Source organism: Nonomuraea sp. NPDC050547 (assembly GCF_044457345.1).
Classification (GTDB): Bacteria; Actinomycetota; Actinomycetes; order Streptosporangiales; family Streptosporangiaceae; genus Nonomuraea.
On record NZ_JBITGW010000009.1, the window covers coordinates 1 to 15,802 of the forward strand.

13 protein-coding genes are annotated in these 15,802 nt (G+C 70.1%); 2 read left to right on the forward strand and 11 right to left on the reverse strand.

Features of this window, described 5'->3' with window-relative positions:
- Positions 1-91: 91 nt before the first annotated feature.
- The 3 genes from ACIBHY_RS22615 to ACIBHY_RS22625 are packed head-to-tail and all read right to left on the reverse strand — an operon-like array spanning position 92 to position 5,050.
- Entirely contained in the window at positions 92-1,828 is a 1,737-nt protein-coding gene (locus tag ACIBHY_RS22615) for an ABC transporter ATP-binding protein (RefSeq protein ID WP_397307644.1), read from the reverse strand.
- Complete coding sequence (locus tag ACIBHY_RS22620) at positions 1,825-4,362, reverse strand: ABC transporter ATP-binding protein/permease (RefSeq protein WP_397247308.1); 2,538 nt, start codon at positions 4,360-4,362, stop codon at positions 1,825-1,827. The genes ACIBHY_RS22615 and ACIBHY_RS22620 overlap by 4 nt, the downstream gene beginning before the upstream one ends.
- Before the next feature lies 1 nt (position 4,363).
- Positions 4,364-5,050: a TetR/AcrR family transcriptional regulator gene (locus tag ACIBHY_RS22625; RefSeq protein ID WP_397307645.1), complete on the reverse strand. Its 687-nt coding sequence runs from the start codon at positions 5,048-5,050 to the stop codon at positions 4,364-4,366.
- Positions 5,051-5,151: 101 nt separating this feature from the next.
- On the opposite strand from ACIBHY_RS22625, the gene hisC reads away from it, so the two are divergent.
- Positions 5,152-6,207, forward strand: a complete 1,056-nt coding sequence (hisC, locus tag ACIBHY_RS22630) for a histidinol-phosphate transaminase (RefSeq protein WP_397307646.1) — start codon at positions 5,152-5,154, stop codon at positions 6,205-6,207.
- A gap of 32 nt (positions 6,208-6,239) precedes the next feature.
- Here hisC and ACIBHY_RS22635 read toward each other — a convergent pair whose 3' ends face one another.
- From ACIBHY_RS22635 to ACIBHY_RS22645, 3 genes are all read right to left on the reverse strand, one after another.
- A complete protein-coding gene (locus ACIBHY_RS22635) occupies positions 6,240-6,434 on the reverse strand; it encodes a ferredoxin (RefSeq protein WP_397247314.1) in 195 nt (64 codons plus the stop codon).
- Between the two features lie 27 nt (positions 6,435-6,461).
- Complete coding sequence (locus ACIBHY_RS22640; protein ID WP_397247316.1) at positions 6,462-7,667, reverse strand: cytochrome P450; 1,206 nt, start codon at positions 7,665-7,667, stop codon at positions 6,462-6,464.
- A 150-nt stretch (positions 7,668-7,817) separates the two neighbouring features.
- Positions 7,818-8,783, reverse strand: coding sequence for a ketopantoate reductase family protein (locus tag ACIBHY_RS22645; protein ID WP_397247318.1), 966 nt, complete (start codon positions 8,781-8,783; stop codon positions 7,818-7,820).
- A gap of 93 nt (positions 8,784-8,876) precedes the next feature.
- Between ACIBHY_RS22645 and ACIBHY_RS22650 the strand changes: the two genes are divergently transcribed.
- Positions 8,877-9,479, forward strand: a complete 603-nt coding sequence (locus ACIBHY_RS22650; RefSeq protein WP_397247320.1) for a TetR/AcrR family transcriptional regulator — start codon at positions 8,877-8,879, stop codon at positions 9,477-9,479.
- Between the two features lie 56 nt (positions 9,480-9,535).
- Here the strand turns inward: ACIBHY_RS22650 and ACIBHY_RS22655 are convergent, their stop codons facing one another.
- The 5 genes from ACIBHY_RS22655 to ACIBHY_RS22675 are packed head-to-tail and all read right to left on the reverse strand — an operon-like array spanning position 9,536 to position 15,735.
- On the reverse strand, positions 9,536-11,020 hold the full coding sequence (locus ACIBHY_RS22655; protein WP_397307647.1) for a hypothetical protein: 1,485 nt from the start codon (positions 11,018-11,020) through the stop codon (positions 9,536-9,538).
- Positions 11,020-12,561, reverse strand: coding sequence for a hypothetical protein (locus ACIBHY_RS22660; protein ID WP_397307649.1), 1,542 nt, complete (start codon positions 12,559-12,561; stop codon positions 11,020-11,022). The genes ACIBHY_RS22655 and ACIBHY_RS22660 overlap by 1 nt, the downstream gene beginning before the upstream one ends.
- On the reverse strand, positions 12,561-14,054 hold the full coding sequence (locus ACIBHY_RS22665; protein ID WP_397307650.1) for a hypothetical protein: 1,494 nt from the start codon (positions 14,052-14,054) through the stop codon (positions 12,561-12,563). The genes ACIBHY_RS22660 and ACIBHY_RS22665 overlap by 1 nt, the downstream gene beginning before the upstream one ends.
- 5 nt (positions 14,055-14,059) lie before the next feature.
- A complete protein-coding gene (locus ACIBHY_RS22670; protein ID WP_397247328.1) occupies positions 14,060-14,875 on the reverse strand; it encodes a carbohydrate ABC transporter permease in 816 nt (271 codons plus the stop codon).
- Positions 14,872-15,735 (reverse strand): carbohydrate ABC transporter permease, encoded by an 864-nt coding sequence (locus ACIBHY_RS22675; RefSeq protein ID WP_397270593.1) that lies wholly within the window; start codon positions 15,733-15,735, stop codon positions 14,872-14,874. The genes ACIBHY_RS22670 and ACIBHY_RS22675 overlap by 4 nt, the downstream gene beginning before the upstream one ends.
- Positions 15,736-15,802: the final 67 nt, after the last annotated feature.

Below are 15,802 nucleotides of genomic sequence, written 5' to 3' on the forward strand. Positions count from 1 at the left end.
CAACCTCCTCCTGACGCGCATCAGGAAGCACGATCGACACGCACCACACCCACAAGCCGCATGACCCCCGACGAATTAACGGGCGCGACCACTAGCGGGGGACGAGGGTCCAGCCGGCCGCCTGTTCGCGTTGCCGCCAGTAGCCGGCGAAGCGGCCGTCCAGGGCGAGGAGTTCGGGCAGGGTGCCTGACTCCACCACGCGGCCGTCCTCCAGGAACACGATCTGGTCGGCGCGGGCGATGGTGCTGAGGCGGTGGGCGATGATGAGCGTGGCCCGGTCCCGGCCGGTGGATTCCAGGGCGCCGATGATGGCGCGTTCGTTGTTGGTGTCGAGCGCGGCGGTTGCCTCGTCGAGCAGGAGCAGGGGCGCGTTCTTGAGCAGGGCGCGGGCGATGCTGACGCGCTGGCGTTCGCCGCCGGACAGGGAGGTGCCGCGTTCGCCCACGCGGGTTTCCCAGCCGTCCGGGAGGCGGGCGATGACCTCGTCGAGCTGGGCGGCGGTGGCGGCGGCGCGGATCTCGTCCTCGGTGGCGGCGGGGTTGCCGAGGCGGACGTTGTCGTACAGGCTCGCGTCGAACAGGTACACGTCCTGGAAGACGATGCCGAGCTGGCCCATCAGGACGGCGGGGTCGTAGTGGCGGACGTCGTGCCCGCGGACGTGGACGGAGCCGGCGCCCACGTCGTGGAAGCGGGCGATCAGCGCCAGCAGGGTGCTCTTGCCGGCGCCGGAGGGGCCGACCACCGCGGTGGTGGTGCCGCGTTCGACGGTGAAGGAGACGCCGGCGATCGTGTCGTGGCCCGGCTCGTAGCCGAAGTGGATGTCGCGCAGCTCCAGGGCGGCGGCGTCGTGGCGGGGCAGGATCTCGGCGTCGCCCTGGAGTGGGTCCAGGGCGGGGGCGTCGAGGATGGCGTGGACGCGGGTGAGGGTGCCGCGCATGTTCTGCAACGCGGGGGACAGATCGGCCAGCGTCGTGAACGGTTCGATGAACCGGACGATGACGATGATCACCGCGACCACCTCGGCCGCGTTCAGCTCGCCGGAGACGCCCAGGGTGACGGCGGTGGCGGCCAGCCCCAGGAGCGCCGCCTGCGTGGCGAATCCGAAGACCAGCTGGCCGGGGATGCCCAGCCCGATCAGCCGCAGTGCGGCCTTGCGCTGGCGGGTGAGTGCCCGTCCGATCGCGGTGCCTTCCACGCCGGTACGGCCGGCCGTACGCAATGCCGGTTGTGACTGCGCCAGCTCGATGATGCGCTGAGCGAGCTCACCGGAGGCGGCGTCATAGGAGGAGTCGGCGGCGCGCAGCCAGCGCCCGCTCAGCCACAGCGCTCCCAGCAGCAGCGGGACGGCGGCCAGCGCGACCAGGCCCAGCGGCCACGCGACGAACAGCAGCCCGGCCCCGATCAGCGCCGGCAGGGCGAGGGCGTTGACGGTCGGGGTGAGCAGGTGCGTGATGCCCTGGCAGAGTTCGCGGCCCGAGGAGGTGAGGGCGCGCTGCGCGCCGGAGCGGCGCTCGCTGGTGAACCAGCCCAGCGGGATGCGCTGGAGCCGGTCCACGATCTGCGTTTCCAGGTTGTTGAGCAGGCCGAAGCCGATGGCGAAACCGGCCCCGGTGACGGCGTAGTCGCTGGCCCATCCGGCGGCCACGAGCGCGGCCAGGACGGCGATCCACGGGAGCGCGCCGGCGGGGGCCGCGGAGAAGAGGGCCGACAGCAGAGGCACCAGGCTCAGCATGGCGCCCGCCCGCAGGAGGGTGCTCAGCGTGAGCAGGCAGGCGTAGCGCACGGCGGCGCCGCGGTCGCCGGCCAGGCGGAGGGTCTGGAGGATCATGCGGAGGCCTTCGGCTGCTCGATGATGGAGGTGGCCTGCCACAGCTCGCGGTAGAGGCCGGGTTCTGCGACGAGGCGCGCGTGGGCGCCCTGCTGGACGATCCGCCCGCCGTCCAGCACGACGATGGTGTCGGCGCCGGCCACGGTGTGCAGCCGGTGCGCGATCACCAGCACGGTACGGCCGGCCACCAGGTGACTCAGCGCCTCCTGAACCTGGTGCTCCGATTCCGGGTCGGCGTAGGCGGTGGCCTCGTCGAGCACCAGCACGCCCGGGTCGGCCAGCAGCGCCCGCGCGATCGTGAGGCGCTGCGCCTCGCCGCCGGACAGCCGGGCCTCGTCGCCGAGCACGGTGTCGTACCCGCCGGGCAGCCGGGCGATCCGCTCGTGGATCTGGGCGGCGCGGGCCACCCGCTCCACCTCCTCGCGGGTGGCGTCGGGACGGGCGAGCGCGATGTTGTCGTGGACGCTGCCGCGGATCAGCGCGACGTCCTGGAAGACGAAGCCGACCGTCCGGTACAGGTCGGTGAGAGGGAGTTCGCGCAGGTCGACGCCGTCGATGGTGATACGGCCGGCCGTGACGTCGTGGAAGCGGGCCAGCAGCGCGGCGAGCGTGGACTTCCCGGCGCCGCTCGGGCCGACGAGGGCGGTGACGGTGCCCGGCCGCAGTTCGAGGTCGATGCCGGACAGGACCTCGTGCTCCGGGGTGTAGCCGAACGAGACGCCGGAGAAGCGCACCGGGCGTCCTTCGCCGGCAGGGAGGGGCCGGGGCACGTCGGGTTCCGGGAGTTCGGGCTCGTCGAGGAGCAGTCCGATCCGCTGGGCGGCGCCGAGGCCCTCGCGGGCCGAGCCGAGCCCGTACCCCGCGGCGAGGAGCTGTGCCCCGAACGTGACCCCCAGCAGCAGGAACGGCAGCAGATCCGCGGCGCTCAGCACCCCGCCGGCCACCATCAGGCCGCCGGTCACGATGATCAGCAGCAGCGAGGTCAGCGGCCGCGTGACCAGGTCGACCACGGTCTTGCGGCCGCCGAGCGGGCGCTGCCACGCGTCGAGGAAGCGGGCTCGCTCCTCCAGCGTGGCGCGGAACCCGCCGGCGGGTCCGGCGTCGTAGGCGCGCACGACGGCCAGCCCGTCCACGTACGCGACCGCCTCCGAGGCGACCCGCGTCTCCCAGACCGAGAACCGGGGCAGCGCCGCGCTGGAGGCCGCCACCATGCGCCCGGTCAGGACGCCGTAGAAGACCAGCGGCACCAGCAGGATCGCGGCCAGGCCCGCCGAGACGGAGAACAGGTAGCCCAGCACGGCCAGTGGCGTGACCACCGCCGCCACGATGTCGAGCACCGCGTGCGTGACCAGGTAGTGCACGGTGGCCGCGTCGTCCTGCACGGCCTGCTTGATCTTGCCGGAGGTGCGGTCGGTGAACCAGCCGAGCGGCACCCGTGCGAGCTTGCGCACCACGCTCGCCCTGACGTGGTGGCCGAACCCGGCGTCGAGCGCGTGCATGGCCAGCACCAGCAGGCCGGCCAGCGTCGTGCCCACGCCGAGCAGTACCACCGCGAGCAGCCCGAGCTCCGTCACGCCCGCGGCCACGGCGCCGCCGGCCAGCAGGCGGCGGCAGAGCTCGGCCAGGATGAGGTACGGCGCGAGCTGCAGCAGCGAGACGACGGCCTGGAAGACACCGGCCAGCATGAGCCGCGACTTCAGCGGTGCCAGCAGCCGGGCGCCGGCCCGCGAACGCCACTGCCCGGTCTGCTTGGGGGTGGGCGGCGTCTGCGGCCGCTCCTCGCTCTCGGTGGGGCGGTCCACGCCCATGGCCTTGCCCTTGATCCAGTACGCCCGCGACTTCACCTCGGCCTTCGGGAAGCCGAGCTCTTTCAGCCGCTCGCGCACGCGCTTGGTGGCGGCCGACTCGGCGGTCACCCACGCGTACCAGTCGGACCAGTCGCGATCCTCCACGGCGCGGGCGAGCACGGAATCGTCGCCGGTCGCCGGCACCCACGTGACCCGGGCGCGGGGGTGGGCGGTGAGCGGGATGTCCAGGTCGTCGTCGTGGAAGCGCTCCAGGATGACCTCGACCGGGGTCGTCTCGGGCACCGCCGCCAGGATCGCGTTGATCCCGGGCAGCGCAGCCGCGTCGCCGATCAGGAGGTAGCCGTCGGGCTCCGGCGTGGGCGCGGTGAACTGGCCGGAGGACCACCGGCTCACCTGCACGGTGTCGCCGACCTTCACCTCGCGTGCCCAGACGCAGGCGGGGCCGGCCGGCTCGTGCAGGACGAACTCCAGGCTGACCTCGCACGTGTCGGCGTCGGGGGCGACCAGGGTGTAGCCGCGCTGGTGCTCGCGGCCCCGGCGCTCCGGGTCGGGGGCCCACATGCGTACCCAGCTCGCCGGCTCGATAGGCGGGCCGTCGAACAGCGTCGGCGCGTGGAAGGTGATGCGCCGGAAGTGCGGGGTGATGTCGGTGTACGACACGACGGTGAGCGTGTGCTCGTCGGCGCCGAACGCCTTCATCACCACCCCGCCGTAGCCGCGGGCCATCTCAGTGTTCCTCTCGTAGTGCGGCGGCGAGGTCGGCCACGTCGCGCCCGGGTGGGAGCTTGGCCACCAGCCCTTCGGCGAGCGAGGTCAGGACCAGCTCGAAGTAGTCGTCGGCGGTGTGGGCGGGGATGCCCAGGGAGGCGGCCCGCACCAGCGGCGAACCGGCCATCGCGGCCAGGGCCTCGCGGGTGTTCTCCTCGGTGCCGGGAGGGTCGAGCCGGGCTTGGGCGTCCTGGGCCTGTTCGGCCGCGACGATCCCGATGGTGACCGTGGCCACGGCGGAGCTGAGGACGGTGGCGGCGGCGGGGGCGTACCCGCGCCCGGCCAGGGCTCTGATCTGCGTTTCGAGCAGCCGGACGCCGGACGGGCCGCGTGGGAACAGCCGCTGCAGGTACTGGGCGGTGCCCGGGTGGGCGAGCGTGAACCGCCGCAACTGGCGGCCGAACGCCACCAGATGCGCGGCGGTGGGGCGCTCCGGGTCGTCGTGGAGCGTGAGCTCGTTCAGGATGGCCTCGCCGACCAGGGTCTCCAGCGCCGCGCGGCTCGGCACGTGCCGGTAGACGGCGGTGGGGGTGACGCCGAGCGCCTCCGCGACCGCCTGGACCGTCAGCTCGTGCAGCCCGATGCGCACGCCCGCGGCGACCACGTCCTCGTGGCTGAACGTGGCTGTCCGCCCACCAGTCCGCACCGCTCACTCCTATAGGTAAGGCTAACCTTAGTTATGGCCCATAACTTAGGAGACGGGCAGGCGTAGCGCAAGAGGCGCGGACCGGGGATTACAGTGTGGCCATGCCTCGTTTCCGCGCCATTCTGGACACCATGCCCGCGTACAAGGCGGGCAAGGCCGTCGTCAGCGCCGACGGCCGGTCCCACAAGCTGTCCTCGAACGAATCCCCCTATGACCCGCTGCCTTCGGTCGTCGAGGCGATCGCGGAAGGCGCGCGGCAGATCAACCGCTACCCCGACCCCGCGTCGGTACGGCTGACCGAGGCGCTCGCCGGGCGCTTCGGCGTGTCGGCCGAGCACGTGGCGCTCGGGCCCGGCTCGGTGACCGTGGCGCAGCAGCTGTTCGAGACCGTGAGCGAACCCGGCGCCGAGGTGATCTACGCCTGGCGTTCGTTCGAGGCCTATCCGCTGCTGGCCGACCTCGCCGGAGCGGTCTCGGTACGGGTGCCGCTGGTGAACGAGGAACACGACCTGGACGCCATGGCCGACGCCATCACCGACCGGACTCGGATGATCTTCGTCTGCACCCCGAACAACCCGACCGGCGTACCCATCGGACGGGCCCGGCTCACGGCGTTCCTCGACCGGGTGCCCTCGAACGTGCTCGTGGTTCTGGACGAGGCGTACCGCGAGTACGTGCGCGACGAGGACGTCCCCGACGGGCTCGACATCTACCGAGAGCGGCCCAACGTCTGCGTGCTGCGCACCTTCTCCAAGGCGTACGGCCTGGCCGGGCTGCGGGTCGGCTACCTGATCGGACATGAGCCGGTGGCCGCGGCCGTACGCAAGGTCACCATCCCCTTCGCCGTCAACAGCCTCGCCCAGATCGCCGCCCTCGCCTCGCTGGAGGCGGAGGACGAACTGCTGGCCAGGGTGGATGTGGTGGTCAAGGAACGTACGCGGGTGCGGGAGGCGCTCATCGCCCAGGGATGGGAAGTGCCGCCCACCGAGGCGAACTTCGTGTGGCTGCGGTTGGGGGAGCGGACGATGGAGTTCGCCTCCGCTTGTGGGATCGAGGGCGTGGCCGTCCGGCCGTTCGCGGGAGAGGGAGCCCGGGTATCCATCGGAGACCCGGAGGCCAACGACACCTTCCTCAAGGCGGCGGCCGCGTTCCGCTGACAAAGGCCTTTCAGGCTTGTGCGGCCATCCACTCACTCTTCGAGTGAGATGGCCTGGCTAGGGCACAGGTGCACCGCTTGGCGGGCCTTCTCGGCCAGTTCGCCGTCCGGTGTCTCGTTCAGCACGATGATGGTGGCGTCGTCCTCGCTCTGGTCGAACAGCGCGGGCTCAGTGAGCACGCACTGTCCGGCACCGACGCACTTACCGGTGTCCGCGATGATTTTCATGGCCTTCTCCTCCCGAGGTGGGATGCGCTACCAGGTCACCGGGAGCTGGTACAGGCCATAGATGTTCGCGTCGTCCTTGAACGGCAGCTCGTCGACATCCACCGCCAGCTCCAGCGTGGGGACGCGGCGGAACAGCGTGTCGAACACGATCTGTAGCTCCATCCGAGCCAAGTTCTGGCCCAGGCACTGGTGCGGCCCGAACCCGAACGCGACGTGGTGGCGCGCGCCGCGTTCGATGTCGAGCTTGTCCGGGTTCTCGAACGCTCGCGGGTCCCGGTTGGCCGAATGGCCGAGTGCCAGCACTCCTTCTCCGGCGCGGATCAGCTGCCCGCCGACCTCGATGTCCTCGACGCACAGCCGGGCCGCCGCCACGTCGATGATCGTGAAGTACCGCAGCATCTCCTCGACCGCGTTGAGCGTCTTGCCCGGGTCGGACTTGATCATCGCGAGCTGCTCCGGGTTGCGCAGGAACGCCACGGTCGACAGCGAGATCATGTTCGCCGTCGTCTCGTGGCCGGCCACGAGCAGCAGCAAGCCCATGCGGGCCAGTGCCGTCCGCCGGTAGGCGCCGTCCGCGCGCAGCTTGACGATCTGGCGCCCGAGCAGGTCGTCCGTTGGGTTCTTTTCCTTCTCCGCGACGAGGTCGGCCATGTAGCCCTGGATGGCACTCATGGACGCCCACCGCTCCTCGGGCGGCGTCGACTGCTTGATCACCGCCACCGTGTGCTCCTGGAAGAACTCATGGTCGGCGTACGGCACGCCCAGCATCTCGCAGATCACCAGTGACGGAACCGGCAGCGACAGCGAGTCCACCAGGTCACCGGGCCGCGGCCCGGCCAGGAGCGCGTCGATCCGCCCGTCGACGATCTCCTGGATTCGCGGACGCAGCGCCTCCAGCCGGCGCACCGTGAACTCGCCCAGTACGGCCTTGCGCGCCGGCCCGTGCTCGGGCGCGTCCATCGAGATCAGGAAGCGCTCCTCGTCCGGCCGCCGGGACGCCGCCTCGCCCTCGACCAGCGCTGGGAAGTCCGGATGCTGCCGGTCGGCGCTGAACCTCCGGTCGTTCAACACGGTTCGCACGTCGTCGTGGCGGCTGATCACCCAGGCCCATCCGCCGTCGGGCAGACGGACCCGCGAGACCTGCTCTCCTTCACGGATCTCTTCGTACGCCGGTGGCGGCGCGAACGGGCACGTACGGGCCATGGGGAACGCGTGTTTCTCGGTTGTAGTCATGACATTTCCTTCTACGACGTCACGGACAGGCGATGGAGGCTGGACAGCGAAAACCGTGTGTGAACGGCAGTTGCTCGACCGGGTTTGGTTCTGGGACGCGGCGGACCAAGGAGCTGCGATGAATCACCGGGACCGACGGCATCGGTGGATTCAGACTCGACCTGTCCCCTCGCGGGCGAAGTGTGGTTCCGCCGCTTCCAGTCGTGGTGCCGAGATGCCCAGCCGTCGTGCTTCGGCCAGGGTGTCCCGGCAGACCTCGCGCGGTTCCTCGGCGTCGGGGTCGTTGTGCGCGGTGAGGCTGACGCGCGCGGGCGGGACGTGAGTGGTCAGCCAGGCGAGTATGGGTGCCGTCAGCCAGGTGGGTGCCCGGAAGGGCAGCACCGCGCCGCGGTGTCGTCGCAGGTCGAGGCCGCGTGCCTGGAGGAGTGGCAGGAGTTCGCGGGCGGTCAGCAGCGCCTGGCGCAGGTCGCCGGTTGCCCCGGCCAGCTGGGACAGCGATCCCCGTCGCAGGCCCTGTGCGAACATGCCGGCATCCGACGCGAAGTGGACCCACAGCCAGCCGCGGAAGTCGGGCCGTTCCTTGATCCGGAGGCCGGCCTCGCGAAACGCCTGGCGCACGGCCTGTTCCCGGTGGGTCGGGGGCTGGCCGAGGGTGCCGAAGATGACCGACGGCAGCAGCGCCGCGTGGAGGACGCCGTCGGCGCCGAAGCCGCCGCCGGCCTGGGGAAAGCCCCAGGCGATCTGATCGGCGGGGAGTGCGCCGATGGCGGCGAGCGGCTCTGCCCAGAGGTTGCCGAAGATCAGTACCGTGGCCTGGCCGGCGCGCGGGGCCAGGAAGGCCGTCGCCTCCGCGAGGCGGTGGTGGGGCACGCTGAGCACGATCAGGTCGAAGCCGTGGTCCGGCGCCAGTTCCTCGCGGTAGCGCACCGGCCACGTCTCGGCGACGCGCTGCCCCCACACCCGGCGCCGCATATCGAACAGGTCGAGGTCCACCGCGTCCCCGTACGTCGCCGCGCGGCCGGGCCGGACGTAGAACTCGACGTCGTGTCCCGCGTGTTGCAGGGCCCAGCCGTAGATGGTGGCGATCACGCCTCGGCCGAACATGAGGATCTTCACGCTGCACCTCGTGGGGTACGATCAATGTGGAGGCAATCTCCACTTCTTTGAAGATATGGAGATCATCTCCATTTGTCAACGTGAGGGAAGCCCATGACCGCCGACAAGCCGCTGCGGGCCGACGCCCAGCGCAACCGCGATGTCCTGATCGCCAAGGCACGAGAGGTCTTCGACGCCGGGAACTTCTTCGACCTGCGCTTCGACGACTTCGCCCAGCTGGCCGGGGTGGGCACCGGCACGCTGTACCGCAACTTCCCCACCCGGGAGGCGCTGGCCGAGGCGGTCTACCACGGGGAGGTCGCCGCGCTGTGCGACCGAGCCCACCGGCTGCAGGCCACACTCCCCGCCTCGGAGGCCCTGGCCACCTTCCTGCGCGGCATGGTCGACCACATCGGCGCCCACGAGGGCCTGGCCCGGACCTTGGCCACGCTCATGGCCGATCGCTCGGGTGCCCTCGCCGACGGCGGCCGCGCGCTGGAGCAGGCTGTCGCCGACCTGGTGGCCGCCGCCGTACGGGATGGCGCCGTTCGCGACGACGTGGACGCCGGTGCCGTGATGATGGCCCTGCACGGCATCGGCGCGGCCCATGACCGCCCCGGCTGGCGAGCCGAGGCCGACGGTCTCATCACCCTCGTACTGGACGGGCTGCGCCGCCCGCACTCAGCCCAGGCGACCATCCGTACGCCATCGAGTTGAGGAATCCAGGAACAGTCGTTGGCCCCGCCCTGCACCGAGGGGCTCCACCCGACTCCCTACCCTCGGGCAAGCAGGCGGGACAACGTGATCAGGTGGGAGGAGTTGGCAGGGGTGAAGTTGGTGTACTTGGCGGCCACCAGCGCCTTCACCTGCGTGTCCCACTCCGTGAGTTCGATCCACGAGTGCAGGAAGTAGTCGGTTCCGTTGGCCGCTCCTGTGCCGTCCACCCGCAGGCTGAAGACGGGTGCGGTGGCGGAGCCGTTCCACATCTTGAGTTTGAGGGTGTTCTTGAGGGCGATCATGTCGGCGGTGGTCATCACCTGCCCGCGCCGGTACGACTCCAGGAACGCCGACAGGTCCACGTTCGCGTGTGAGAGGTCCTCTTTCATGGTGGTGTAGGTGCCGTAGTTCCAGATGTACGCGCCACCGGAGTTGACCAGGTTCGACTTGGCCCACTGGACGGTGGAGTTGGCCTTCTGGAGGTAGGCGGGGTCGCCGTTGAGGCTGTGCAGGACCGTCAGCAGGTTGGCGAAGCCGAGGGCCATGTTGAAGGGCAGGTCGTTGCCGGTGCCGGTGTGGGAGAGGGTGTCGACGTTCGGGGGCTGGCGCCAGGTGGTGCCGTTCCACGTGTTGCCGAGGTAGGCGCTCTGTTCCCAGCGGGGCACGATCTCGGTCTCCAGAAAGCCGCGATACGCCGCCGCTTTCGCGCTGTATCCGGATAGGGCGGGGGTCTGGGCGACAAGCCTGGAGAACTCGGCCATGGGAATGCCGATCATGGCGTCGTGCACCATGTACGGGAAGCGGCCGCTCAGCTTCACGTCGTCGAAGGACGCCGATCCGGCCACCGTGTAGGAGGCGTGCTCCAGCCACACCCGAAGCTGCGGCCCGCCGGTGGGTAGCTTGCACTCGACCTGCTTGAACGTCCAGCTCGTCGAGGTGTAGTCGAGCGCGCAGATCGTCGTGGACCCGTTGCGCAGCACGATCCGCCCGGTCACCGACCCGGCCTTCTTGCCCCATCCGCGCAGAACGTAGGTGGATCCACCCTCGTAGGCGCTGTTGACGTTCTGGTAGAGCTTCTTCCACTTGGTCTGATCGGAGACCACCCGCACCGACTGGGTGCCCTCGACCGCGTCGGTCGTGCGATGGACATGGCTGCCGGTGTCCTGAAAGCGGGTCCATGACGTGGGAAGCGCACCGTCACCGCTCTCGAAGCCCGTGTTGGCGATCTCGACCGGCGAGTACCGCTCGGTGCTCCACCCCAGGAACCCGTCGCCGTCCACGTCGTCGGCGTTGGCGATCACCGTGTCGGCGTGGCTGACGAGCTTGTCCAGCCAGCCGGTGTCCTGGGTGACCTGGTAGACGTCGAGGTAGCTGCGCATGATGTAGCTCTCGCCCCAGGCCAGGGTCGCGCTGCTGCGGTCGTTGTAGACGGAGGCGCCGATCTGCGCCTCGAGCGCCTTGTACTTGGTGAGCCAGACGCTCTCCAGAGAGGGCGCGCCGCCAAGCGCCAGCGCCCCGGCGACGACCAGGTTGAGCAACACTACGACCCCCTTCGGGCGTGCCAGTTGAGGTAGGCCACACAGCCCAGATAGGAACCGAGCTGCGGCTGTACGGCGCGGCCGTCATAGATGGCCCGCGAGTGCGTGAACACGGCCTCGTCCCACTGCGCCACCGCCATCCACCGCGGCGCCTGCAAATACTGCCCGGCGGAGGTCGTGCTGCCGGTGCCGTCGACGCGCTGGTAGGCGGTGGCGATGCCGTCCGCGCCGGGCGGCGCCACGAGGTTCTTGCTGTAGGTACGCGCGAAGCGCGCCATGTCCGCGCCCTTGTAGAACAGCCGGTTGCGGAAGACCGCGGCGGCGAACTCCACGTCGATCGCCCCATGGCTGAGGTCCTCGATCTGCCGCGCCGGGCCGCCGGAAGGCGTGAACTCCGAGACGCCGTCGGCCTTGGCGAACCCGTTGTAGGTCCGCCCGAACGCCGGCCAGTACGACCACACGTAGGCGTCGTCGGCGTCGGCCTTGACCTCGCGCAGGAAGGTCGCGGCCATCCGCCGCGCCCGGCCTGCGTAGAAGGGGTCGCCGGTGGCGGCGGCGAGTTCGGCGTAGGTCTGGCCGAGCGCGAGACTCTGGTTCGTGGGCTGCTCGGTGCCGTCGTAGGCGAGCGGAGTGCCCTTGTTCCACACGAAATACCCTCGGCCGTCCTCGGTCTGCCGCCACTCGTCGTCGTGGATGGCCGCCGCGTCCCGCGCCGCCTTCAGGTACTCCACCGCCTTGTGCCGATATTTCGGTACGGCCCGCAGCCGCGGACTCCGCAGCACGAGCTTGGCGAACGACGCCATCGGATACGTGATCATGCCAGTGTGCACCGTGAAGATCACCGGCTGGGACACGAACGGCGTGGCCCCGAGCGCGGGCACCGCGTTCCCCGCGGGCGCGGCCCGCAGCTCCCGCGCCGTCACCAGCGTCGGCGTCGGATAGGCGTCGAGGATCCGCTGGACCGCGTAGTCGGGCGCCGCCGGATCCAGCGACAGGTCGGTGAAGGTCGCCACCAGGTTCGTCCGGTTGTTGCGCACTTCCAGCGTGAACCGGTCGGCGGAGCTGCCCGCCCGCACGGTCGCCACCGCGTTGTCGGCGTAGGTCAGGGCGGTGCGGATCTCGACCAGCGCCCGCCCGTCCGCGTCCTTCAGCGTCACCAGGCCGACCGTGTAGGGCGCCATGGCCCGCCAGCCGGGCAGCGAGCGGCCCCGGTGGTCGGTGACGCCGCGGACCGAGTCGCGCCCGGCCAGCACCAGGTCGATGTTGTGGATGAGCCGGTCGAGGTAGTGGGTGTCCTGGTAGGCCTCGTACATCCGGACGAAGCCCAGCAGCACGTACGACTGGCCCCAGGCCAGGCCGCCGTGCTCGTTGGTGTCGGACGGCTGGCCGGCGCTGCCGCTGCTGTGGAAGGTCCGGTCGAACAGGTCGAAGGTCTCGCGGGCGGTGTAGTCGTGGGCGGCGGCGGCGCGAGCCGTACCGGGGAGAACAGCAGTGCTGGAGAGAGCGAGGGCGCCGAGCGTGAACCGGCGGCGGGACAGACGCATCAGGACCTCCGGGCGAACCAGTTGAGATAGGCGACGCTCAGCAGCGTGGAACCCGCCTGGGACTCCACGGCGTGGTCGTCGTAGACCTTGCGGGCGTGCGTGAAGAGGCCGGGGTCCCACTGCGCGACGGGCATGAAGCGGGGCGCCTGTAGGTACTGCCCGGCCGGGGCGAGGCCGCCGCCGCCGTCGACGTAGAGGAAGGTGGTGGCCACGCCGTTGTCGAAGGTGGCCAGGTTGCGGGTGTAGGTGCGGGCGAGGCGGGCCATGTCGTGGCCGCGGAAGCCGAGGCCGGCGCGGTGGGCGGCGGCGGCGAACTCGACGTCGATCCCGGCGTGGCTGAGGTCCTCCATCTGCTGCGCGCCCACGGGCGGCCTGCCGTACGACGGCGTCCATTCCGAGACGTCGTCGGCCCGGGTGTATCCGCGGTACATCACCCCGGACGCCGGCCAGTAGGGCCAGACGTAGGCGTCCTTGTCGTTGGCCCGCAGGTCGCGGCCGAACGTGCGGGCCATGGCCCGGGTGCGCTCGCGGTAGCGGGGCTCGCCGGTGGCGGCGGCGAGCTCCGCGTAGGTCTGGCCGAGGCCGAGCGACTGGTTGTGGGGCTGCTCGGTGCCGTCGTAGGGGACCGGCATGTGCTTGGGCCAGATGAAGTAGCCGCCGTCGTGCCACTCGCGGTCGTGGATGGCCGCGGCCTCGCGGACGGCTTGGAGGTACTCCCGCGCCTTGTCCCGATATTTCGGGATGCGTTGGAGTCTGGGGCTCTGACGGACCAGCCGGACGAAGGCTGCCATCGGATACGTGATCATGCCGGTGTGCACGGAGAAGTGCACGGGCGCCGCCGCCATCGGGAACGTGCCGTGCGCGGGCGCGCCCGCGGCGAGCCGTTTGGCGGTGACCATGTTGGGGGTGGGGTAGGCGGCCAGGACGCGCTCGACGGCGTTGTCCACGGTGTCGTCCACTGTCAGGTCGGTGAAGGTGGAGACGCGCTTCTTCTTCGGGTTGTCCACCACGATCGTGAAGCGTTCGGCCGAGCTGCCCGCCTTCACCGTGACGACGGCGTCGCTGACGTTGGTGAGCGCGCTGCGCACCTCCAGGACCGGCGTGCCGGCGGCGTCGAGCAGGATGACCCCGCCCGCGGTGTAGCTGGTGTTACGCCAGCCCGGTAGCGACAGCCCCCGGTAGTCCGTCACGCCGCGGACCGAGTCGCGCCCGGCCAGCACCAGGTCGGCGTTGTGGATGAGCCGGTCGAGGTAGTGGGTGTCCTTGTAGGCCTCGTACATCCGGACGAACGCGCACAACACGTAGGACTGGCCCCAGCCGAGGGCGCCCAGTTCGTTGGTGTGCGTGGGCTGCCCGGTCAGCCCGCTGTCGTGGAAGACCTTGTCGAACAGGTCGAACGTCTCCCGGGTCGTGTAGTCGTGGCCTGCCGGGCTCGCGGTGAGGGGTAACCCCAGCGCCATCGCGCCCAAACCGAACTGCCTGCGGGTCAACATCGCGGTCAGCCTTTCACTGCGCCTCGCATGCCTTCGAGGACATGGCGTTGCATGAGCATGAAAACGACGACCACCGGGATGATCGAGATGATCGTCCCGGCGGCGAGGGTCCTGACGTCGGTGCCGGTGATCCCGGCCAGATAGGCGATCCCGAGCGCGATCGGGTACTTGGCCGAGTCCTTGAGCACGACCAGCGGCCAGATGAAGCTGTTCCAGACCGAGATGAAGCCGAAGATGGCGAGGATGGCCAGCGTGGGCCGGGCGGCGGGCAGCATCACGTGCCAGAAGATGCGCAGCTCGTGACAGCCGTCGGTGCGGGCGGCGTCCACGATCTCGCGCGGCACCCCGGCGAAGGTCTGCCGGAGCAGGAAGATCCCGAACGCCGACAGCAGGCCGGGCAGGATCACCCCGGCATAGGTGTCGGCCATGCCGAGCTGCGAGACCACGAGGAAACGCGGGATGAGCATGACCTCGCCCGGCAGGAACATCGTGGACAGGATCGCCAGGAAGATCAGGTTCCGGCCGCGGAAGCGCAGCCGCGCCAGCGGGTACGCGCACAGCGCCGAGACCAGCACGTACGCCGGGACCATCGCGCCCACGTAGAGGACCGAGTTGAGCAGATAGCGGGGGAACGGGATCGCCGTCCACGCCTCCTTCACCCAGTCCAGGACCGGCGGCCGGGGGATGATGTCGGGCGGGAAGGCGAAGACCGCCTGGTCGGACGGCTTCAGCCCCGACGACAGCAGGATGAGGAACGGGCCGACGAAGACCAGGGCGATCGCCGTGAGCAGGACGTACATCCCGATGTTGCGTGTTCTCACGACTTCCCCCTGGTGAGGCGGTGGTTGAGTATCGCCAGCGCGATCATGACCACCCAGAGCACGAGCCCGATGGCGCTGGCGTAGCCCATCTCGTAGTGCTCGAAGCCGGCCGACCAGATGTAGTAGCCGAGGGTCAGCGTCGCGTCCTGCGGTCCGCCCCGGGTCATGACGTACACCGAGGTGAAGGCCTGCATCGCGTCGAGCATCTCCATCGTGAACGCGACGGCGATGTACGGGATCATGAGTGGCACGGTGATGCGCCGCAGCCGGTCCCAGGCGGTGGCGCCGTCGACGCGGGCCGCCTCGTAGAGCGAGGTGTCGATGGTCTGCAGCCCCGCGAGGTAGATCATCATGTAGAAGCCCATGCTCTTCCAGCCCTCGACCACGATGAGCGCGGGCAGCGCCCAGAACGGGTCGAGCAGGTACTGGATCGGCTGGTCGAGCAGGCCGGCGCCGGTGAGGATCCAATTGAGCACGCCCTGCTGGTTGAAGACGTACTCCCAGGCCACGGCCACCGCGACCATCGAGGTGACCACCGGCAGGTAGTAGAGCATCCGGAAGGTCCTGATCCCCGGCAGCTTCTGGTTCACGAGTACGGCCAGCAAAAGCGGCAGCACGACCAGCAGCGGGAACAGCCCGATCAGGAACAGCACCGAGTTGAGCGTCGCGGTCCAGAATTTCTCGTCGCCCAGGAGGCGTACGAAGTTGTCCATCCCGACGAAGGCCGGCGGCGAGACCACGTCGTACTTCATGAACGACAGCTGGATCGCGGTGACGGCCGGCCAGACGAAGAAGACCCCGAACAAGGCCAGGGCCGGGAGGGCGAAGAGGTAGGGGGTGTACCACCGCTGTCCGGGCATTGGTAGTCCTAAAGATGGATAACGGCGGGCCAGAATTTTCTGCAGCGTACATAGCCCGGGGATTGAC